Below are 21346 nucleotides of genomic sequence, written 5' to 3' on the forward strand. Positions count from 1 at the left end.
CAAAGCCCTTACTCCGGTCCCATGCAATTAATTGCTGCTTCGTGTGAACCGTGCTTCTTCAGGTGCCTCATGGGCACAAAGCGTGGTCTGTCTCAACTGCTGATCTTGTATTGCTGTTGCCGGCGCGCCCAATCCTTGGAGAAACGACGCACCGGCAGTTCACTTCATTTAACTACGCTTTCAGCCGCTTAATTTGCCGCGAGGCCCATCTTCTGGCGCACATCGGCAACGTTGTCACGCGTGGCCAGCATTCCGCTCGTCAGCGTGAGCATCGGCGGTTCCTTGCCTTGCGTGATCCAGTCGTACATCAGCGTCGAGGTTTCTTCGCCGTGGCGCTTCGGGCTGATGATGACCGTGCCGTAGAAGCCGGTCGGCGACGGCTTCTTGAATTCGTTCAGTGCCGATTCCGAACCGCCGATGCCGATACCGATCATGTTGTCCGCCTTGAAGCCGCGGCCTTCCGCTGCGCGCACCGCGCCGAGCACGCCTTCGTCGTTCAACGCGTAAGCCACCCAGTGCTTGAAGTTCGGGTTCTTCGTCAGCGCGATGTTGGCGGCGTTGAACGCGTTTTCCGTGTCGGTCTTCGCTTGCGGCGCGGCGATGATATTTGCCTTCGGGAAGCCGGCGGCAACCAGCGCGTCGGTCGCGCCGGTCGTGCGGTCATGCGCGGTCGGCAGCTGTTCGTAGGTTACGTCGATCGCGCCGACGTCCTTCATGTCCCAGCCGCGTTTCTTGATTTCCGCAGCCAGGCCGTCGCCCACCTGCTTGCCGATGTTGTATGCCGAGATGCCCATATGCGGCACCGAGGCGATCGGCTTGCCCGCGCCGTCGACGAGACGGTCGTCGACCGTCATCATCTTCAGGCCGTCGGCCTTCGCCTTGGCGACGATGCCCGGTCCGAGCTTTACGTCAGGCGTGCAGATCACAAAGCCTTGCGCTTTCTGAGCCGACAGATTGTCGATAGCGCTCATCACCTTCTCGCCCGACGGCGCGCCGATCTTCACCAGCGTGAAGCCCTTCTCCTTGGCGGCCATTTCGGCGAACTTCCATTCGTCCTGGAACCACGGTTCTTCCGGTTGCTTCACGAGGAAGCCGATCTTGACCGGATCCGCGGCTTGCGCCACCGGTGCGTTGAAGAGCACACCCGCCGCCGCTGCTGCCAGCGTGAGGAAAATTCTTCGTTTCATAATGCGTGTCTCCTGACTAATTGATAACGAGAAGGTATCGGCCGCGTCTTCTTGTACCGGGTATGACACACGCGGCCAGCGCGTCGTCCGGTGAAACCTTTGCTGCTTTGTTCTTGCTGCCCCACTACGTTCAGTCGTGATACACCGCCGAGCGGCCGCCATCCACCGTGATGCAGGTGGCGTTGATGAACGGTGCCTCATCCGAGGCGAGAAACACCGCCGTCATCGCTACTTCCTCCGGGCGCCCGATGCGCTTCATCGGTTGCAGAGCCAGCGTCGCCTGTTTCGCGGCAGCCGGATCGGCTTGTTCGTTCCACCAGTCGTGCGTCAATTGCGTTTCGATGTACCCCGGCGCGATCGCGTTGACCCGCACGTTGCGCGGCGCGTATTCGATGCCGAGCGCACGCGTCAATCCGATCACGCCATGCTTCGCGACCGGGTACGGAAAACATCCCGGAATGATCTTGAATGCATGCGTCGACGCGATATTCACGATGCTGCCCGCGCCGCGTTCGACCATGCCCGGCAACACCGCGCGACACCCATTCCAGACGCCGTCGAGATCGACCGCGAAGCAACGGCGCCAGTCGTCGTCGGTCATCGTCAACGGGTCGCAGAACACGTTGATGCCGGCGTTGTTGACCAGTACGTCGAGCGCACCGAACGCCTGTTCAGCCTCGCTCACCGCGTGCTGAACCGAGGCCGATTGCGTCACATCCGTCTGCACCGCCAGCACGCGTGCGCCGGTTTGTGCCTTGATCTGTTCCGCCGTCTGCTGCGCGGTTTCGATATCGAGTTCCGCCAGCACGACCGCCGCGCCCTCGCGCGCAAACGCAAACGCGATCGCCGCACCGATGCCGCGCCCGGCGCCGGTGATCAACGTGACTTTGTCGGCGAGCCGCTTCATTTCTTCGCGCCTGCACGGGCGATGCGCAACCCGTTGATGAACGCCTTCGCGTGCGACGCGGTCACCGCCGCGCTCTGTCCCGGCTTGTACAGCGCCGATCCAAGGCCGAAGCCATTCGCGCCGACGCTCAAAAACGGACCCATGTTGTCCGGTGTAATCCCACCAACCGGCACCAGCGGCACTTCCGCCGCGATCACCGCGCGCCACGCCTTCACGACCTGGCAGCCGAGTTGTTCGGCGGGGAACATCTTCAGCACATCCGCGCCGTTTTTCAGCGCGATGAAGGCTTCGTTCGGTGTCGCGACGCCCGGCGCGCACGCCATGCCTTGCGCCTTCGCGGCGCCGACGACCTCCGGGTCGCTATGCGGCATCACGATCAGTTCGCCACCGGCCGCCTTCACGTCGTTGACGAAACTCGGATGCAGCACCGTGCCCGCACCGACGATCGCATCGGCCGGCAACACCTTGCGGATCGCCGCGATGCTGTCGAACGGCTGCGGCGAATTCAACGGCACTTCGACGATGCGAAAGCCGGCTTCGTACAGCGCCTGACCGTGCTCGGCAGCATCGGCGGGCGTCACGCCACGCATGATCGCGATCAGCGGGCAGACCTCGAACGCCGCGATCAACCCCGCGTGCGGCATGTACGGGGCGGGCAGATTGATGTGAGGTTGCATGTCGGTTCCTTATTTCGTGAGCGGCGGCGCTGCCGATTAGCCGACGTGCGCCGCTTGTGGCGTGGGTTTGACGAGCCCCGCCTGGGTGGCGACGCGCCACAAGCCGCGCTCGGTGGCGTGCTTCACCAGTTCCGCGTGAGTGCAACCGAATTGCACCAGTGCCACGCGATAGCGTTCGCACAGCGCTTCATTGCCGATCAGACGCAGATGCTGCCCGGCGAGCGAGTTTTGCTGTTGCGTCAGCACGGCTTCGAGACCGGCCAGTTCGTGCCCGATCAGCAAACCGGACAGATAGTCCGGCTGCTGCTCGCGCGAAAGTTGTCCGGTGAGCCCGAGCGTGCGGGAGCTGAATACAGTGGCCAGCATGCCCGCCTGACCTTTATCGCGAGCGATGTTCACGCCGTGCAGAAACGAAGCGGTATCTGGACGATCCGGCGTGACCATCGTGCGGCCGAGGATGGTGTGCTCTCGCAATGCCGCGAACACTTCACCGGTCATGAAGGTATGAAAGCGTTCGATGCGGCCCGCCTGCACAACGGCCCATTTCGCGTGCGTGCCAGGCAAGCCGATCAGTGCGCGCTTACCGCTGTCCGCTGCACCGGTGTCCTGCCCCAGTGCGCCGAAAATCTGGGTTTCTTCCCCACGCATTACGTTGGGCAACTCGCCGCGCTGCAGGACGCCCGGCACGATGTGCAGCGTCACGCCGCACGCGGCTTTCACGCGGACGATGCCGGCCACCAGCGCATCCGCATTCGCCGGCGCGTCGACGTACGGCGCTTCGAGCCAGCCTTGCGCGCTGCCGACCATACCGGCTGCGATCACCGACACGGCGGGCGCCTGTTCGAGCCATGCGCCGCACGCGTCCTCGAAGGCCGCGTCGAAGCCGCCTTGCTCGGCGCTACGCGGCAAATTCATGATGCCGGCCGTCGATGCCCGCGTCGCCAGTACTTCGCCGGCCGCGTCGTACAGATACGCGCGCAGCGACGTCGTGCCCCAGTCGAGCGCAATGAGCGCTGCGTCTTGGAGGGTAGCGTCGGCGACCGCGGCGGCGTGCACCGGATTGGCCGCTTGCGTGTGAGAACCCGCTCGCTTCATCGTTTGATCCTGCGGGTTGCCGGTTGCGGGGCACGCCAGCCGAGTTCTTCCGAGATCGCACGCGCTTCGCGCTGCACGACCGGAATCAGTTCATCCATGCGTTCGAGCGACATATACGGAATCGTGCTCGCCACCGACAGCGCCGCCACGACTGCGCCCGATGCATCGCGCACCGGCGCCGCGACGCAACGGATCGACGCTTCGTTTTCTTCGAGGTCGAAGGTGTAGCCGCCGGCGGCGTAGTTGGTCATGCGCTGCATGAAAGTCTGCGCATCGGGGCGGTTATCCGGCTTGAAACTGACGCCGGCGAGCGCACGCCGCGATGCTTCGAAGAGCGACTGCCAGACGTCCGGCGTGAGGTCGAGCATCATGGCTTTGCCGATCCCCGTCGACGCCAGCGGCATCCGGTGACCGACGCGCGAGCGCATTTCGAGGCCACGGGTGCCGGGGATTTTGTCGATGTACAGCACGTCGTCGCCATCGCGCACACCGAGGTGGATCGTGTCGAGCGTTTGCTCGGCGAGCGATTCGAGGTGCTGACGGGCCACGGCCGTCAGCGGCATCTGTTCGAGCGCGATGGTGCCGAGTTCGATCAGCTTCGGGCCGAGCAGATAGCCGCCTTGCACTTGCCGCAGATAGCGCGCCTGAACGAGGCTGCTCACCAGCCGATGCGTGGTGCTGCGGGTCGTGCCGAGCGCTGCGCCGAAGGTGCGCAGATCGCGGACACCGGCGGCGGCGGCTTCCAGAATCGCGAGGCCGCGCAGCAGTGTTTGCGTACCGGCCTGTTGCGGCGTGATGTCGAGCAACGTGCTCGGCAAGGCGATTTCGTCAACCACGCCGTTTGGCGCTGCGGCGTGCGGCTTTTTTACGGCGCCGGTCAGTTGCGGGGCGGCACTGGGCAGCTCCGCCTGCGGCGTGACATCGGCGGCGGACGTGCTGGCGGCGTGAGTAGGCATCGCTTTGTTCATGGCGATAGGCAGAGGATTTTGGGTGGGCTACGGCGCGAGGCCGCTGGCGTGGTGCGATGAACTGCAAGCGCGAGCTTCCTGCCGCGAGGTCGATGGCGTCACTGGCTTGTCTCCGGTTTTTTTGCTGGCCGTGGCGATCCGTTGTGTGCGTCGCCGGCGTGTTGGTATGCATTGTAGGGCGGCTTTTTTCAAATCTCCAATATGTGAATGATTGGACCATATATTGGGATATTGACGTCATTTAGCAGCAGTCATGCGCCGCGCCATAGCCCTAGGCGCGCGACCGACGATGAAGCGGGCGCGAACATCGTGGGAACGCGAGTCGCGGCTCGATCGGCCCGCGCGGGCTCGCTATGCGGCCGGATACCCGGAGACGTGGGAAACGAAAGACTTGGGGAGAACGTCGAGCGAGGGCTCGACGCGAGGATGGGGAAAACTCAAGCCGCAATGGCGACGGATTCGTGACGGGTTCTAGTGGCCGCCGCCAGCCAGAGCGGCCTGAAATGCAGCCACACGACTGGAATCCGCGACATGGGCGTAGAACGCCGCCCGGTTCGCAAAAGCAGGAAACACGGTCTGAAAGTAGCTGACCAATTCGGTCAACCTGCGGTTGCGCAAAACCCGCAGAAACGCGGCCAGGTCCTGTTCGTCGAGATCAGCCGAGAATAGTCGCGGCCCAGCCGCGCATAACGCCTGTGCGATCACCGCAGCCACCTCGACGCGCACCTTGCTCTGGTCTTCCCAGATCGTATTGTTCGGGTGCACCCGATAGGCAATGTGCTCCTCTTCCAGGTCGAGGTACACGCTGCTGTTAGCGCAAGCGAACATCAGGAAGTCCAGATCGTGGCAATACCGAAGTGACTGGAATCCGCCCGCCGCGCGCCAAAGCTCGCGTGCGAACACCATGTTCGATGTCGTCGCGACGAAATTCTCATTCAACAGCGCGAGTTGCGGCAGCTTCGTCTCATGGAGAAAGCGTCGGGCACGGTCGAGCCAGTCGATCGCGAAACCCGACTGCAGGCGAACACCGTTACCGTCAATGATGCCCAAATTTCCCGCGATCAAGCCGACGTCTCGCCGCTCACGAAGGATCACCCGACAACATTCGAGCTTCGCCGGCGCGAAGAGGTCGTCCGAGTTCAGTACGGCGATGTAATCGCCGCTGCTGAGTTCAATGCCCCGGTTGATCGTGGTATGCGCGCCCGCATTTTCCTGCCTGAAGGTCTTCGCGTGAGGCACATTCGAGAGCACCTGTTGCGCGAGCTCGAAGCCGTTATCCGACGAGCCGTCGTCGATCAGGATGATTTCGTCAGCGGCGGAGGTCTGGCTCAGCACACTGCCAAGCGCGGCTTCGATATACGGGGCGTGGTTATAAAGCGGGACCACCACGGAAATAGTGGGCGCCGCAGACGCGGCCGATGTCCACGCCGGTCGTAATTCGAAGTTCAACATTTCAGGGAAAGGGCCAATGAATCGTGCGGCGAAATACTGCCACTGCTTTTAGGCACGCCATTCTACCCTCAATCTTTTTTAGATGGTTTTTATCCTTAAAAATAAATTAATAGTCGCAACACCCCATATATAATAATTTTAAGAATTGTCTCATTGCCAATTTAATTAAAAAGAATATCCTTTAACGGACTTAATTTCAAGATTCACATTCAATGCGCGTACTCATAGCAACCGCCTCAAACGACGCATACATGCCCCTCTTGCGCGGCTTACTGAATTCCCTCAAACAATTCGGAAATCCGCAGCCCTACTCGGACATCGGGTGTCTCGACGTGGGCCTGAATGCAGAAAACCGCGCCTGGGTTTGCTCACAGGGTGCGCACGTCGTCGAACCCGGCTGGGACCTGCCAGTCGATCCGGCAATGCGCGAACGCATGCCTTATCTGCGATCGCTAACGGCCCGGCCGTTTCTTCCCGCGTACTTCCCCGGCTATGACATGTATGTCTGGATTGACTGTGACGCCTGGGTTCAGGAGCGGTTCGTTTTCAACTGGTTGTTCAACGCAGCGAAAGACGGCGAATTGGGCATCGTGCCTGAGCTTCAGGTAGCCTATAAACAGAACATAACGGCTTCATGGCGAGCGCATCGCCTCGCTCAGTACTACAACGAAAATTTCTCGACTCAATCGCTAACGCAGAATTACTTTAACGCGGGCGTATTCGCGCTCACAGCAGATGCACCGCATTGGGCGCATTGGGCCCAACATTTCGATCAAGGATTGAGAGCGACGCATGGCACTCTCGTTTGCGATCAAACGGCTCTTAATGGCGCAATCTGGTCTGATTCACTTCCGGTGCATCCCCTGCCGTCGCTTTGCAACTGGCTATGTCATCTTGCGTTACCGGTTTTCAGTGTCGAGAACGCAAAGTTTTGCGAACCGTTCACCCCGTACAACACAATCGGCATCCTGCATCTCACCTCGGCAACCAAAGACCTGGTCTTCAGGTTGAAGGACAAAAACGGCTTGCCAATCGAGATCAGTCTTCGCTTTCCCGTCGCTGACCAGACGCCCATATAGTTCTCCGGTGCCGTGCACGGCGCTAGTCAGGCAACTCAGCCGCCCCCATCCGCCGCGCAATCACCCGCGAACGTTGAGCAAGATACCCTGAGCTCCTGTGCTCATCAAAATACTTAGGCTGCGGCAGCATCACCGCGAGGCGCGCCGACTGCCCGGCAGTCAATTTGGCAGCTGAAGTCTTGTAGTAATAATGCGCGGCCGCCTCCGCGCCATAAACCCCATTCCCCCACTCAACGGAATTGAGATATATCTCAAAGATCCGCTGCTTATCCATCAGGGTCTCGAGCATCCAGGTAATGATCAGCTCCTGCCCCTTGCGGATATAGCTCTTCTCACGAGATAGAAAAAGATTCCGCGCCAACTGCTGAGTAATCGTCGAGCCGCCGCGAACGATCTTGCCCTTGGCCTTGTTCTTCTCCCACGCCTGCAAAATGGCGTCGGTCTCGTAGCCATTGTTATTCACAAAGTTCGCGTCTTCGGAAGCGATAATCGCGCGCTTCAGATTGTGCGAAATCTGTTCGTACGGTACCCACGTGCGTTGCACCGACAGATCAGGCCGATCCTGCGACAAGCGCCACGCGTCCGACCGCATAAAAGCGGTCGACTGAGGATTCGTGTAATTCCACACCGCGATCTGCGCGAAGTAAAACGCCTGCGTCGCAAGCCACGCAATCGCCACCACGGCGCCGAGATAAACGATCCATCGCACCGGACCTGGCCGGCTCGCGCGCCGCGTTGTTTTCATCGTGCCTGGAGTCCTCGAGTCGGTGAACGTGTGGGGTGGTGAGTCGCGTATTCCGGAAATTGAAGCGGTGGTCTACGCGTGTGGCGGCGCCGTCAACAACGCTCGCAATTCAGCCAGCACCGGCGCGCCGTCGGGTCGCACGCCACGCCATACGTAAAACGATTCGGCCGCCTGCTCGACCAGCATGCCGAGGCCGTCGGCACCGCGCGCGCCCAGCTTCTGCGCGTGCTCCATGAACACCGTCGGATGCGCGCCGTACATCATGTCGTAGGCGAGCGTGCCGGCGCCGAACGCGCGGTCGTCGCACTCCGGCAACGAAGCATCCAGACTGCCCGCCGTCGCGTTGACGATCACGTCGTATGTGCCTGCTTCGATCGCTCGCGCGCTGCCGCCGGTCAGACGGCAAGCGGCATCGCGTGCCGCCTGCGCGAACTGGTCCACTAACACTTCGGCCTTCGCTGCCGTACGGTTGACGATCGTCAGCGTATGCGGCGAGCGGTCCAGCATCGGCAGCACGACGCCGCGCGCGGCACCACCCGCACCAAGCAGCAAAATCCGTGCACCCTTCAATGAAACGCCGAGATTCACCTCGATGTCTCGAACGAGGCCGAAGCCGTCCGTGTTGTCGCCGTAGACACCGCTTCCATCGAACCGCAGTGTGTTCACCGCGCCCGCTGCTGCCGCCCGCGGCGACAGGGTGTTGGCGAACGCATGCGCGTCGAGCTTGAATGGCACTGTCACGTTCATGCCGCGACCGCCAGCTTCGATAAAAGCGCGCACATGCGGCACGAACCCATCGACCGGCGCGAGCAGGTGGCCGTACTCGATCGGCTCGCCGGTTTGCGCAGCAAAGCGGCCATGAATGAACGGCGATTTGCTATGGCCGACCGGGTTGCCGATGACCGCGTAGCGGTCGCGCGACTCGCTGACGCTCATCGTCCCGGCTCCGCTACGTGCTGCTGGCCGGCTACCGCATCGCCGGTGCCGGCGGCGTTTTCGGCATCGCCCGGTTCCGCCGCGCCGCCGTCGAGGTCGGCTTCAGCCTGAGCCTCGGCTTCGCCTTCGGCGCTTTCTTCCGCCACGTCGATGATTTCCTCTTCACCCTCGTCAGCTTCTTCAGCTTCGCTGCCGCTCGTCACCGTCGGCGCGTCGAGCACATGCAATAGGCGCACGGACGCTTCGACGGTCAGTTCGTCGATCGACATCACTTCCATCTGCAAGCGCGTACCGCGTGCGTGCACGCCGAGACCCGGCACATGCAGCAGCAGCGGAATCTCTTCCAGACGCACGAGATCGCCCTTCACCACCGACGCCACCACCTGCTTCCGGTTCTCCTGCTTCAGCCAGCGCAGGCACCAGAAGTACTCCATGCGGCGCTGGTGATCGGCATACGCCGTGTAGGTGTCGTCGAAACCTTGCACGACGGCGAACAGATCGGCGTCCTTAGGCTTGAACGGCGCAGCCAGTTTCGCGGTCACGCCATGCTGCACGCAGGCGAGCAACTGCCACTGGTTCACGAGGTCGACATAGCGGCGCAGCGGCGACGTGCTCCACGCGTATTGCGTGACGCCCAGGCCTTCGTGCGGCGCCGCATTGGTTTGCATGCGGGTGCGTTTCGGACCGGTTGGCGCGCCGAACGCGCGCTGCGAACGATAGATGCCCGGCACGCCGTGGTCATGCAGGAACGCGCCCCACGACGAGTTTGCGAGAATCGCGAGCTCCGCGACGATCGTATCGAGCGGCGAGCCACGCCTGCGCGGCGTGATCGTGATGTGCTCGCCTTCCACATAGAAGTTGAAATCGGTGTTGCGCTGCACTTCGCGGCGCAGGCCGTAACCGGCGCGCGCGGTCTGACGCTTTTCGAACAGCGCCTGCGCGAACGGCCACAGCACGGCGATGTCTTCCTTGTGCGGATAGTCGCCTGTGCCGGCGGCGAGCGCCTCTTCGGTGACCAGCTCATCCAGCGTGTTGTGGCGCAGATTGTTCTTCACGAACACGCGCTCGGCGCGCGTTTCGCTCGCCACGATTTCCTGCGTCTCGCGATTGATGATCACATACAGCGACAGAGCCGGCCGCAAGCCGCCTTCAGCCAGCGTGAACGCTTCGACGACGCTATCGGGCAGCATCGTGATCTTGTCGCCCGGCATATAGACAGTCGACAAACGCGTGCGCGCGATCGCATCGACCTCGTCGCCGCGCGCGATGCCGAGCGCCGGCGCGGCGATGTGCACGCCGATCCGCACGCGGCCGTCGGCCAGATGCTCGACGGAGAACGCATCGTCGATTTCGGTGGTGGTGATGTCGTCGATCGAGAACGCCTGTACATCGGCTTCCGGCAGATCTTCCGGCAATGTGCCGACCGTGACCGGCGGAAAACCGGTGCCGTGCGGGAAAAACTCGGAGAGGAATTTCGCCTCATGCAACGCGCGAGCCGACGGAATTCCGCCGCATTCGAGCATCAGCCGCGCCTGCGAAATGCCTCGTGCCGCTGCCGCGCCTTCGAGCGCCTTGTATTCGATCGTGTTCTTGTCCGGCCTCGTGAGCAAAGCCAGCGCCTTGCTGCCGCTGAAGCCTTCCGGCAGACGGCCTGCCTTCAGCTCGTCTTCGTAACCGGCTTGCACCAGCGCCTGCTGGCGCTTGCGCTCCAGCCCGGCGAGCGCCATCTTGAGTTGCTCCTGCGGCGCGCGCTGGTACATGCCGCGGCCCTTGCGGCGGAAGTACACCGGTGCGCCGTGCATGCGCAACACCAGCGCCGCGCGCTCGATGGCACCGAACGATTCGCCGAAGTACTCGGCGCCCAGCGTGGCAAACGGGAATTCGTCATCCGGCGCGCATTCCCACAGGAAGTCCAGATCGATGTCCTGCGCGGCGGCGTCAGCCTGTTGCATCAGTTCGCCCGCGCCCGGCTTTTCGAATTCGATCAGCACGTCTTTCGCGCGCACCTTGGCGCGCCGGCCGCCCGGCAGCTCGACCTGAAAAGCATCGCCCTGGCGCGACAGCACGCTGCCCGCCTTGAAACTGCCCGATTCCTCGAAGAAAACGTTCACTCAATACTCTCGTTCTGTCTTGCATCTGCCGGCGCGCCCGATTGGGTTCAGCTATCGGTCACTGCGTGCGCGGCACGGCAACGTGTTCGTGGTAGTGGATCCGCGGCGCGATACGCGCGCGCCGGCGGCATGATTCTGGTGATCCGCAACGGCCTCGCTGCGGGATCGTCGGCACGCTCAGGCCGCTTCGCGCGGCGCCGGCGGCTCGACGTCTTCGGCATCGCAAAAGGCCAGCACCTCGTCGACGTATTGCGCGAATTCGCTGATCGCGTGGTCACTCCCTTCGATCAGCGTAGTGCGCGCGTCCGGATAGTGCGCAAGCATTTCGCGGTAATCGAGCACTTCGTCGCCGGTGGCGGCCATCAAATAATAGCGTTCGGGCCGCGTGATCGACGCGACGCCGAGCGCGCGCAGCTCGTCCAGATGATGCGGCTCGACCGTAATGCTGCCGCCGCCGTGCCACAACGGCTGCTCGCCGAGATAGGCGCTCAGGTCGCGCTGCGGCACGACCGCCGGGTTCAGCAGCACCGCCGGCCAGCCGTGCTTCTCGGCGAGATAGGTGGCGAAGTAACCGCCCAGCGAACTGCCGATCACCGTGACGTCTTTCGGCTTCGCGGCCGCCACCAGCGATTCGACGAGCGCCACGGTCTCGAACGGCGAGACCGGCAGCATCGGACAGCACCATTCGTCGCTGCGGCCGAGTTCGACGAGGCGCGCCGCCAGCACGCGCGCCTTGAACGAATTAGGTGACGAGCGGAAACCGTGCAGATAAAGGATCACGAAGCGCCTCGTGCGGAAAGTGCGTCGAGCAGCTTCTGATGCACGCCGCCGAAGCCGCCGTTGCTCATCACCAGAATCTGGTCGCCGGGGCGCGCTGCGTGAACCACCGCCTTCACCAGCGCGTCGAGATTGTCGAAAGCTTGCGCTTTGCCGCCGAGCGGCGCGAGCGCTTCGCCAAGATCCCAGCCGAGTGCGTCGCGGCCGGCCGGCGCGCCGTAGCCGAACACGAGATCGGCGTTGCCCAGACTCGCCGGCAGTTGCGCTTTCATTACGCCGAGCTTCATGGTGTTCGAGCGCGGTTCCAGCACAGCCAGGATTCGTGTGTTTTCATGGCCGACGCGTGCGCGCAGTCCGGCCACCGTGGTTTCGATCGCCGTGGGGTGGTGGGCGAAATCGTCGTAGACGGTCACGCCGTCGACGCTTCCGCGCACTTCCATACGGCGCTTCACATTCCGGAAGCTCGCCAGCGATTTCGCGGCTTGCGCCGGCGGCACGCCGACATGGCGCGCGGCGGCGATCGCAGCAAGCGCGTTCATGCGGTTGTGTTCGCCCTGCACCTGCCAATCGACCACGCCGACGCGCTCACTGTTGTGATACACGGCGAAACGCTCGTCGACCGGCACGCCGTCTTCCGCCGGCAAGGTTTCCCAGCCGCCTTGCACGCCGAACCGTTCGACTTCGCTCCAGCAACCGCGCGTCAGCACGCGCTCCAGCGCGTCTTCACGACCGTTCGTGACGATACGGCCAATGCCCGGCACCGTGCGGATCAGGTGATGGAACTGCGTTTCGATCGCCGCCAGATCCGGGAAAATGTCGGCGTGATCGAACTCGAGGTTGTTCAGGACCGCGGTTTTCGGCCGGTAGTGGACGAACTTCGAGCGCTTGTCGAAGAAGGCCGTGTCGTATTCGTCGGCTTCGATCACGAAGAAGCTCGAATCGGTCAGCCGCGCCGACACGCCGAAGTTCAGCGGCACGCCGCCGATCAGGAAGCCCGGATTGAGACCCGCGTCTTCGAGCAGCCAGGTCAGCATCGAACTGGTGGTGGTCTTGCCGTGCGTGCCGGCCACCGCCAGCACCCACTTGCCGTTCAGCACATGCTCGCCGAGCCACTGGGGACCGGAGACATAAGGCAGGCCGCGATCGAGGATCGCTTCCATCAGCGGGTTGCCGCGCGAGACCACATTGCCGATCACAAACAGGTCGGCATTGAGGCTGTTCAACTGCTCGGCGTCGTAGCCTTCAATCAGACGAATGCCTTGCGCCTCGAGCTGCGTGCTCATCGGCGGATAGACGCCGGCGTCGCAGCCCGTCACAGTGTGGCCCGCGCCGCGCGCGAGGACCGCGAGTCCGCCCATGAACGTGCCGCAGATACCGAGGATGTGGATGTGCATAAGCCTGTCGTGCCGCGCGGGCGTATTTTGCGAGGGATGGGAGTGCAGAAGAGCGGTCGAAACGACCGTCCGCAAAGGACGCTATTGTAACCGACGCCTCCGAATCGCCCTACGAACGGGGCCGCCAGGATGGCTGCCCGCCCCGCCCCCGCAAAATGCCCGGCATGAACCGCCCAGAAAGGGCTGCCATCAATCTCTAGTATGATTGAGAGATGGTTCGCAAATCACATTTCGATCCGCAGCGCGTGCGCGAGGAAATCGCCATTGCGGCTGCCCGGATGATCGCTGAAGACGGTCTGGACTACGCAACGGCCAAGCGTAAAGCGGCACGGCAGGTAGTCGGCGAGAGCCGTGTTGCCGGCGAATGGCTGCCGGATAACGACCAGATTGAAGAAGAAATCCGTGAATATCAGTCGCTCTTCCAGGGTGACAGCCAGCCGGCGCTGCTGCGGCGGCTGCGCCGTATCGCGATCGACTGGATGGAGCGGCTTGCGCCGTTCAATCCCTATCTGACCGGCGCGGTGCTCGGCGGCACAGCGGGTGAACACTCGGATATTCACCTGCAGGTGTTCTGCGACAACCCGAAAGAAGTCGCGATCTACTTTCTGAACGCCAACATCCAGTACGACGTTTCGGAGACGCGGCATTTTGCCGGCCGCGGTTACGTCGAGACGCTGAGCTTCCTCTGGCGCCCCACAAACGAAGGGCGCGATGCGGAGCCGACCGGCATCCACGTCGCCCTGTACGAAACGGACGACTTGCGCGGCGCGGTTCGGGCCGACGCGCGCGGCCGCACGGCCCGGGCGAATCAGCAGGCCGTTCAGGCGCTGCTCGACAGCAGCAACGTCACCTCTTCAACTAATTAGACAGACCTGGAATGAATACGACACGGATTCTGGCAGGCGCGCTTGTCGCGATCGCCGCTGCGGGTGGCGGGGTGCTGGCCAATCATTGGCTGAACGGCGACCCGGAAGTCGCCCACGCGGCGCAGCCCGGTTCCACGCAAAGCGCAGTCGAGCAACTTTGGACCGCGCCCGTCACGAATGTCGACGGTAAACCGCAATCGCTAAGTTTGCTCAAAGGTCACCCAATCGTCGTCAACTTCTGGGCGTCGTGGTGCGGACCGTGCGTCGAGGAAATGCCCGCCCTTTCGCAACTTCAACGCGAATATGCAAAGAAAGGAATCCAGTTCGTAGGACTTGGCGTCGATTCGGAGAAAAACGTCCAGACGTTCCTGCAGAAGGTGAAAGTGGCCTACCCGGTCTACGTCACCGGGTTCGGCGGCGCCGACCTCGCGCGCGCGTTCGGCAATACTGCCGGCGGCCTGCCCTTTACCGTCGTAATCGACGCAAAAGGCAACATACGCTCGACAAAATTAGGCCAAATCGACCCGCAAGCGCTGAAACAGACGCTCGACGCGCTCTAAATTTCACATTCTTTTGACGATCAGATCGGGGCAAAAGGCGCGAAATTACGCGCAAATCGCTCAAATTTGGAAGAAGATGGGCGTCCGGAGAGGCTGCGAAAGGTCGCCGGGGTCGTTTCCAACGCGCAGGAAACTAGACAAGTTTCTCTAATCAGCGCTAAAGTGCGCCCAATTCCACGGAAAAAGAAGCGACCATGACGCGACTGCTGGTACTGCACGGCCCCAACCTCAACCTTCTCGGCACCCGGGAACCCGAGGTTTATGGTCGAGTAACGCTGCCGCAGATCGATCAGGCACTCGCGGACCGCGCAGCGGACGCGGGCGTCGAACTCGCATCCTTCCAGAGCAATCATGAAGGCGCTCTCGTCGATCGCATCCAATCCGCCCGGACTGAAAAAACCGATTTCATACTAATCAATCCCGCCGCGTACACGCACACCAGCGTGGCCATTCGGGACGCACTGGCGGGGGTCGGCATCCCGTTCGTCGAGATTCATCTGTCGAACGTACATCGCCGCGAACCGTTCCGGCATCACTCGTATTTCTCCGACCAGGCTGAAGGCGTGATTTGCGGCCTCGGCTGGAAGGGATATATGTACGCGCTCGAATTCGCGCTCGACCGGCTGTCGGCCGGCTCGTCGCGCGGCTGATTCCAAACACGTCCAATTTAAGCCGGGTACTGCGATTGCACGCGCCGGCACTTTACGCATTGAAAGGGGCTTCCTGATGGATCTACGTAAACTGAAAACTCTGATCGACCTCGTCTCGGAGTCCGGTATTTCCGAACTCGAAGTGACCGAAGGCGAAGGCAAGGTCCGCATCGTCAAGAATGCGCCGCCGGTTTACGTGCAACCGTCCGCTTCGTACGCTCCGCAATATGCCCAGCCGGTACCGCTGCCGGGCGGCGAAGCACCGGCTGCCGCAGTGGGCGCCCCGGCGACGCCGGCCGCCGTCGCGCCGCAAGGCCACGTGGTGACCTCGCCGATGGTCGGCACCTTCTACCGCGCGCCGTCGCCGGGCGCCGATCCGTTCGTCCAGGTGGGCGACACGGTCAAGGAAGGCCAGACGATCTGCATCATCGAAGCGATGAAGCTGCTCAACGAAATCGAGTCGGACAAGTCCGGCGTGGTGAAGGAAATCCTCGTCGAAAACGGCCAGGCGGTCGAGTACGGCCAACCGTTGTTCGTGGTCGGCTAACGCGGCACGCTTTGCGCTTTTTTGCGCCTGCCGCCCGCGCGTCTGCTGTCCAAGGCGCGCGACCGATCCTCTGAGGCAGCCTGTGTTGTGATCAACCGGGCGCCCATTGATGAGTCGAAAATCCGCTATGTTTGAAAAAATTCTCATTGCCAATCGCGGCGAGATCGCGCTTCGTATCCAGCGCGCCTGCCGCGAACTGGGCGTCAAGACGGTCGTCGTCTATTCGGAAGCCGACAAGGAAGCCAAGTACGTGAAGCTCGCCGACGAGGCGGTCTGTATCGGCCCGGCGCCTTCGAATCTGAGCTACCTGAACATGCCGGCGCTGATCAGCGCGGCAGAAGTGACGGACGCCGAAGCGATCCACCCTGGCTACGGCTTCCTGTCGGAAAACGCCGACTTCGCCGAGCGCGTCGAGCAGTCCGGCTTCACCTTTATCGGCCCGCGCCCGGAAACGATCCGGATGATGGGCGACAAGGTGACCGCCAAGCAAACCATGATCAAGACCGGCGTGCCCTGCGTGCCGGGTTCTGAAGGCGCGTTGCCGGAAGATCCGAAAGAGATCGTGAAAATTGCCCGCCAGGTCGGCTACCCGGTGATCATCAAGGCCGCCGGCGGCGGCGGTGGCCGCGGCATGCGCGTGGTCCACACCGAAGCGGCGCTGGTCAACGCGGTCAACATGACGCGCGAGGAAGCCGGCCGTGCCTTCGGCAACCCGCAGGTCTACATGGAGAAATTCCTGGAGAACCCGCGGCACATCGAAATTCAGATCCTGTCCGACTCGTTCAAGAACGCAGTCTGGCTCGGCGAGCGCGATTGCTCGATGCAGCGCCGTCACCAGAAGGTGATCGAAGAAGCGCCGGCGCCCGGTATCGCGCGCCGCCTGATCGATCGCATCGGCGATCGCTGCGCGGACGCCTGCAAGAAGATGGGCTATCTTGGCGCGGGTACGTTCGAATTCCTGTACGAAAACGGCGAGTTCTACTTCATCGAGATGAACACGCGCGTGCAGGTGGAGCATCCGGTGACCGAGCTGATCACGGGCGTCGACATCGTGCAGGAACAGATTCGCATCGCAGCGGGCGAGAAGCTCGCGTTCCGTCAGCGCGACATCGTGTTCAAGGGTCATGCGATCGAATGCCGGATCAACGCGGAAGATCCGTTCAAGTTCACGCCGTCGCCGGGGCGTTTGACGTCGTGGCATATGCCGGGCGGCCCCGGCATCCGCGTCGATTCGCACGCCTACAATGGCTATTTCGTGCCGCCGAACTATGATTCGATGATCGGCAAGCTGATCGCTTACGGCGCAACGCGCGAACAGGCGATCAAGCGGATGCGCATCGCGCTGTCGGAAATGGTGGTGGAAGGCATCCAGACCAACATCCCGCTGCATCGCGAGCTGATGCTGGACGCGAAGTTCGTGGAAGGCGGCACCAGCATTCACTACCTCGAAAACCGGTTGGCCGCGAAGCAGCAGGCCGCGCCGGAAGAAGCGTAAGTCATGAGCTACCGGGAACTGATCGCCGAGCTGGCACGCGAGCACGCGGAGGAGTTCTCCGACGCGCTGCTCGAGTTGGGTGCGCTGTCCGTATCGGTCGAAGATGCGGACGCCGACACGCCCGACGAGCAGCCGCTGTTCGGCGAGCCCGGTCTCACGCCGGATCGCACGGCGTGGCAGCGTTCGCGCGTGATCGCACTGCTCGCGCCGGAACAGGAGCCGGGTGTGCTGCTCGCGGCGGCGGCCAATGAGGTGGGACTGGAAAGCGCGCCATCGTTTACCGTGCGTGAAGTCGAAGAGCAGGATTGGGTGCGTCTCACACAGTCGCAATTCGATCCGATTTCGATCGGCGAGCGCATCTGGGTGGTGCCCTCGTGGCACGACGCACCGGACCCTAACGCACTCGTGCTGGAACTCGATCCGGGCCTCGCATTCGGTACCGGCAGCCACCCCACCACGCGTCTGTGCATGGAATGGCTGGAGCAGTCGGTGAAGGCGGAGCAATCCGTGCTCGACTACGGCTGCGGCTCGGGCATCCTTGCAATCCTCGCGAAGAAGTGCGGCGCCAACCCGGTGTACGGCATCGATATCGACCCGCAGGCGGTCGAATCGGCCCGTCACAACAGCGAGCGCAACCGGGCGGAAGTCACGTACGGTTTGCCTGACGAATGCCCCACCGGCGAGTTCGATATCGTGGTCGCCAACATCCTGTCCAACCCGCTCAAGCTGATGGCCTCGATGCTGTCGTCGAAGGTCAAGCCGGGCGGCCGGATCGCGCTGTCAGGCATTCTGGCGCGCCAGGCGGACGAAGTGGCGCAGGTCTATTCGCGATGGATCGACATCGGCGTATGGCGCGAACACGAAGGTTGGGTATGCCTGACGGGAACGCGCCGCGAAAGCCATTAGAATAAGGCGTATTGTCCAACCAACGGCCTTTCGGCTTACCGGCTCAATATGCTCCTGGCGACGCGTTGCCCCTTCTGCGAAACCGTCTTCCGCCTGCAACCGGCGCAGCTCGCGCTGCGCCGCGGCCTCGTGCGGTGCGGGCAATGCCATGAAGTATTTGACGCATCGAGCAGCCTGTTCGAACTGAACGAGGACGGCGACTTCTCCACCGCCAAGCCGGTTGCCGCCGCTGCGGCGATCGAGGCTTTGTCCGGCGTACGCCCCAAGGGCCCCGATTTCAGCGCTGAAGCATGGGATCCGTGGGCGCCGGCGCCTGACGCCGCGATCGACAACCGCCTGCTTCACAACGCCAGCAACCTGCCGCTCACGCCGATTTCCACCGGTGCAGGCGTCGCGGTCACGCCGCGCCACGCTACCGAGCCGGAACTGCCGGCGAGCGCCTTCACCGCGCCGATTGCTGCCGACCACGAACCCAGTCTCGCGAACGCGCCGCTCGAACCCGTTGCCCACGAGGCCGAGGCGCCCCCGGACCTGCCGCGTGAGCCTTTCGCTTACGAGGCCAATCCGTCTGCGGACGCAGCGCCGCGCGTCTGGCACAAGACCGAGCGTCCTTCTGAACATCTCGCTGATGCTGACGAGCCGGTTTTGCACGAACCGGCCAGCTTGCATGGCATTCCTGACAATGAACCGCATTTCGGTGCGGCCGGCTTAGGTGGGGCCGGTTTAGGCGCTGCAGGCGTAGCTGCGGCAGCCGGACTGGGTGCCGCCGCCGCGGGCGGTGGCTCAGGTCCAGGCCCAGCCACCTTTGGATCGAGCGGCGAACCCTTCGCGGTCCAGCCGGTGCATGACGGCGTCGATCCCTTCCCGGTGGTACGCGAAACGCGTCCGGCCGAACCGCGCCGCCTCGGCTGGATCATCTTCGGCTCGGTGGTCGCCGCGCTGCTGGTTATCGCCCTGCTCGCGCAACTCGCCTGGTGGCAGCGTGAAACCGTGCAGGTCTACTTCCCACGTTCGCAGACGCTCTACGTAAAGGCCTGCGCGCAGCTCGGCTGCCAGATCACGCCGCCGCACGACATCGACGGTTTGCAGGTCGAACCGTCCGACCTGCGGCAGATCGACGGCCCACACAAGCTCGAACTGAAGATGCCGCTGCGCAACCGCGCCAATGTTGCGCTGGCCTACCCGGCCATCGAACTCACGCTGCTCGACGACCAGAACAATGTCGCCGTGCGCCGCGTGCTGTGGCCGCAAGACTACGTCGCACCCGGCACGCCGATCGCGGCCGGACTGCCGGCGCACACGACCCAGACCATGATCGTGCACCTCGACACGGGCAATGCGGTCGCGTCCAATTTCCGCGTACAGATTTTTTATCCGTAACGCATCCTCGCGCCCGGCACTGACCGGGCGTGTTCACCGTCATTACTGACGAATTTTCGGAGCACGACAACATGAGTCAAGTCACGCTGGGTGGTAACCCGATCGAAGTAGCCGGCACGTTCCCGAGCGTGGGCCAGAATGCCCCCGCTTTCTCGCTGGTCGGCAAGGATCTGAAGCCGCTGTCGCTGGCCGACTTCGCCGGCAAGCGCAAGGTGCTGAACATCGTCCCGAGCCTCGACACGCCGACCTGCGCCACGTCGACCCGCAAGTTCAACGAGGCCGCGGCCAAGCTGAGCAACACGGCTGTGATCGTCGTGTCGGGCGACCTGCCGTTCGCCGCATCGCGTTTCTGCACGACCGAAGGCATCGAGAACGTCGTGACGGCGTCCACGTTCCGCGGCCATGAGTTCGCGCAAGCCTATGGCGTCGACGTCACGAGCGGCCCGCTGACGGGTCTGACGGCACGCGCCGTGGTGGTCGTCGACGAGAACGACAAGGTCGTGCACGCTGAGCTGGTCGGCGAAATCAAGAACGAACCGAACTACGACGCAGCGCTTGCCGCGCTGAAGTAAACCTTCGCGCACGAACCCCGGCGCCGCGCTTCATGCGCGGCGCTGTCACGTCGTCGCGCCCATTCTCTTTATCGATTTTTACAGGAACGCTCGCCTTGGCTACGCTGATTTGCGGTTCGCTCGCCTACGACAACATCATGACCTTCGAAGGCCGCTTTCGGGAGCACATCCTGCCGGAGCAGGTCCACATCCTGAACGTGAGCTTCCTCGTGCCGACGATGCGCCGTGAGTTCGGCGGCTGCGCGGGCAACATCGCCTACTCGCTGCATCTGCTCGGTGGCAACGCGCGCATCATGGGCGCGCTTGGCGCGATCGACGCGCAACTCTACATGGACCGCTTCACGCAACTCGGCCTCTCGACGGAAAACGTCCTGGTGGTGCCGGACGCGTATTCGGCCCAGGCGATGATCACCACCGACCTCGAAAACAACCAGATCACGGCGTTCCACCCGGGCGCGATGATGCAGGCGCATCTGAACCGCGCCGACCAAGCGAAGGGCATCACGCTCGGCATCGTCGGACCGGATGGTTACGACGCCATGATCCAGCATTCCGAGCACCTGGCAGCGGCCGGCGTGCCGTTTATCTTCGATCCGGGCCAAGGTTTGCCGCTGTTCGACGGTGAGTCGCTACGCCGCATGATTGAACTTGCTACTTACGTAGCTGTCAACGATTACGAAGCCAAACTGGTGAGCAACAAAACGGGTTGGTCGATCGAAGAGATCGCCGGCAAGGTCGAAGCGCTGATTGTCACGCTCGGCGAACAAGGCGCGCAGATCCATCACGCCGGCGGCGTCGAAGCCATTCCGGCGGTGAAGGCACAGCAGGTGCTCGATCCTACGGGCTGTGGCGACGCGTTCCGCGGCGGTTTGCTGTACGGCATCGAGAACAAGCTGGGCTGGGCGACCACGGGGCGCCTGGCGAGCCTGATGGGCGCGCTGAAGATCGAACACCAGGGCCCGCAAAACTACGCGCCCAACCGGGCGGAGATCAACGAACGGTTCAAGCAGGCGTTCGGATACGACCTGCAGTAATGCCGCAA

Annotated in this window: 21 protein-coding genes; 10 read left to right on the forward strand and 11 right to left on the reverse strand. The window is 62.9% G+C overall.

The genetic code is table 11. The features are described 5' to 3' along the window. Positions 1-188: 188 nt before the first annotated feature. The 6 genes from M0D64_RS17745 to M0D64_RS17770 all read right to left on the reverse strand — a co-directional run bounded on the left by M0D64_RS17745 (position 189) and on the right by M0D64_RS17770 (position 6286). Complete coding sequence (locus tag M0D64_RS17745) at positions 189-1187, reverse strand: arabinose ABC transporter substrate-binding protein (protein ID WP_154558113.1); 999 nt, start codon at positions 1185-1187, stop codon at positions 189-191. A 130-nt stretch (positions 1188-1317) separates the two neighbouring features. Further along, positions 1318-2094 carry an SDR family oxidoreductase gene (locus tag M0D64_RS17750; protein WP_154558114.1) on the reverse strand — a complete coding sequence of 259 codons (777 nt, stop codon included), beginning with the start codon at positions 2092-2094 and terminating at the stop codon, positions 1318-1320. Next, positions 2091-2771: a 2-dehydro-3-deoxy-6-phosphogalactonate aldolase gene (locus M0D64_RS17755; protein ID WP_266258689.1), complete on the reverse strand. Its 681-nt coding sequence runs from the start codon at positions 2769-2771 to the stop codon at positions 2091-2093. The genes M0D64_RS17750 and M0D64_RS17755 overlap by 4 nt, the downstream gene beginning before the upstream one ends. Positions 2772-2807: 36 nt before the next feature. Further along, complete coding sequence (locus M0D64_RS17760; protein WP_266258690.1) at positions 2808-3866, reverse strand: 2-dehydro-3-deoxygalactonokinase; 1059 nt, start codon at positions 3864-3866, stop codon at positions 2808-2810. Then, a complete protein-coding gene (locus tag M0D64_RS17765; RefSeq protein WP_266258691.1) occupies positions 3863-4834 on the reverse strand; it encodes an IclR family transcriptional regulator in 972 nt (323 codons plus the stop codon). The genes M0D64_RS17760 and M0D64_RS17765 overlap by 4 nt, the downstream gene beginning before the upstream one ends. 471 nt (positions 4835-5305) lie before the next feature. Continuing rightward, positions 5306-6286, reverse strand: a complete 981-nt coding sequence (locus M0D64_RS17770) for a glycosyltransferase (protein WP_154558118.1) — start codon at positions 6284-6286, stop codon at positions 5306-5308. Between the two features lie 251 nt (positions 6287-6537). On the opposite strand from M0D64_RS17770, the gene M0D64_RS17775 reads away from it, so the two are divergent. After that, complete coding sequence (locus M0D64_RS17775; protein ID WP_154558119.1) at positions 6538-7365, forward strand: glycosyltransferase family 8 protein; 828 nt, start codon at positions 6538-6540, stop codon at positions 7363-7365. A gap of 22 nt (positions 7366-7387) precedes the next feature. Here M0D64_RS17775 and mtgA read toward each other — a convergent pair whose 3' ends face one another. The 5 genes from mtgA to mpl form a co-directional block, all read right to left on the reverse strand. Then, positions 7388-8110: a monofunctional biosynthetic peptidoglycan transglycosylase gene (mtgA, locus tag M0D64_RS17780; RefSeq protein ID WP_154558120.1), complete on the reverse strand. Its 723-nt coding sequence runs from the start codon at positions 8108-8110 to the stop codon at positions 7388-7390. Positions 8111-8182: 72 nt separating this feature from the next. After that, the gene (aroE, locus tag M0D64_RS17785; RefSeq protein WP_266258693.1) at positions 8183-9046 is read right to left on the reverse strand and encodes a shikimate dehydrogenase; all 864 of its coding nucleotides are present in this window, start codon (positions 9044-9046) and stop codon (positions 8183-8185) included. After that, complete coding sequence (locus tag M0D64_RS17790) at positions 9043-11157, reverse strand: ribonuclease catalytic domain-containing protein (RefSeq protein ID WP_266258694.1); 2115 nt, start codon at positions 11155-11157, stop codon at positions 9043-9045. The genes aroE and M0D64_RS17790 overlap by 4 nt, the downstream gene beginning before the upstream one ends. Positions 11158-11334: 177 nt before the next feature. Then, positions 11335-11937 (reverse strand): YqiA/YcfP family alpha/beta fold hydrolase, encoded by a 603-nt coding sequence (locus M0D64_RS17795; protein ID WP_266258695.1) that lies wholly within the window; start codon positions 11935-11937, stop codon positions 11335-11337. Beyond that, on the reverse strand, positions 11934-13328 hold the full coding sequence (mpl, locus tag M0D64_RS17800; protein ID WP_266258696.1) for a UDP-N-acetylmuramate:L-alanyl-gamma-D-glutamyl-meso-diaminopimelate ligase: 1395 nt from the start codon (positions 13326-13328) through the stop codon (positions 11934-11936). The genes M0D64_RS17795 and mpl overlap by 4 nt, the downstream gene beginning before the upstream one ends. A 212-nt stretch (positions 13329-13540) precedes the next feature. Here mpl and M0D64_RS17805 point away from each other — a divergent pair, with 212 nt between their 5' ends. The 9 genes from M0D64_RS17805 (at position 13541) to M0D64_RS17845 (ending at position 21338) form a co-directional block, all read left to right on the forward strand. Further along, positions 13541-14194, forward strand: coding sequence for a UDP-N-acetylmuramate--alanine ligase (locus M0D64_RS17805; protein WP_154558123.1), 654 nt, complete (start codon positions 13541-13543; stop codon positions 14192-14194). Between the two features lie 11 nt (positions 14195-14205). Then, positions 14206-14754: a TlpA disulfide reductase family protein gene (locus M0D64_RS17810; protein ID WP_266258697.1), complete on the forward strand. Its 549-nt coding sequence runs from the start codon at positions 14206-14208 to the stop codon at positions 14752-14754. A 194-nt stretch (positions 14755-14948) separates the two neighbouring features. Then, positions 14949-15404, forward strand: a complete 456-nt coding sequence (gene aroQ / locus M0D64_RS17815) for a type II 3-dehydroquinate dehydratase (RefSeq protein WP_030100935.1) — start codon at positions 14949-14951, stop codon at positions 15402-15404. 76 nt (positions 15405-15480) lie between these two features. Further along, a complete protein-coding gene (accB, locus tag M0D64_RS17820; RefSeq protein ID WP_266258698.1) occupies positions 15481-15951 on the forward strand; it encodes an acetyl-CoA carboxylase biotin carboxyl carrier protein in 471 nt (156 codons plus the stop codon). A gap of 127 nt (positions 15952-16078) precedes the next feature. Continuing rightward, positions 16079-17446, forward strand: a complete 1368-nt coding sequence (accC, locus tag M0D64_RS17825) for an acetyl-CoA carboxylase biotin carboxylase subunit (protein WP_054040733.1) — start codon at positions 16079-16081, stop codon at positions 17444-17446. A gap of 3 nt (positions 17447-17449) precedes the next feature. Further along, entirely contained in the window at positions 17450-18352 is a 903-nt protein-coding gene (prmA, locus tag M0D64_RS17830; RefSeq protein WP_266258699.1) for a 50S ribosomal protein L11 methyltransferase, read from the forward strand. 48 nt (positions 18353-18400) lie between these two features. Beyond that, on the forward strand, positions 18401-19732 hold the full coding sequence (locus M0D64_RS17835; RefSeq protein ID WP_266258700.1) for a zinc-ribbon and DUF3426 domain-containing protein: 1332 nt from the start codon (positions 18401-18403) through the stop codon (positions 19730-19732). Positions 19733-19803: 71 nt separating this feature from the next. Then, positions 19804-20304, forward strand: a complete 501-nt coding sequence (tpx, locus tag M0D64_RS17840; RefSeq protein WP_097390444.1) for a thiol peroxidase — start codon at positions 19804-19806, stop codon at positions 20302-20304. A gap of 95 nt (positions 20305-20399) precedes the next feature. Then, positions 20400-21338, forward strand: a complete 939-nt coding sequence (locus M0D64_RS17845) for a carbohydrate kinase family protein (protein ID WP_266258702.1) — start codon at positions 20400-20402, stop codon at positions 21336-21338. Positions 21339-21346: the final 8 nt, after the last annotated feature.

The sequence above is a fragment of the Paraburkholderia sp. WS6 genome, assembly GCF_030464835.1.
GTDB lineage: Bacteria > Pseudomonadota > Gammaproteobacteria > Burkholderiales > Burkholderiaceae > Paraburkholderia > Paraburkholderia madseniana.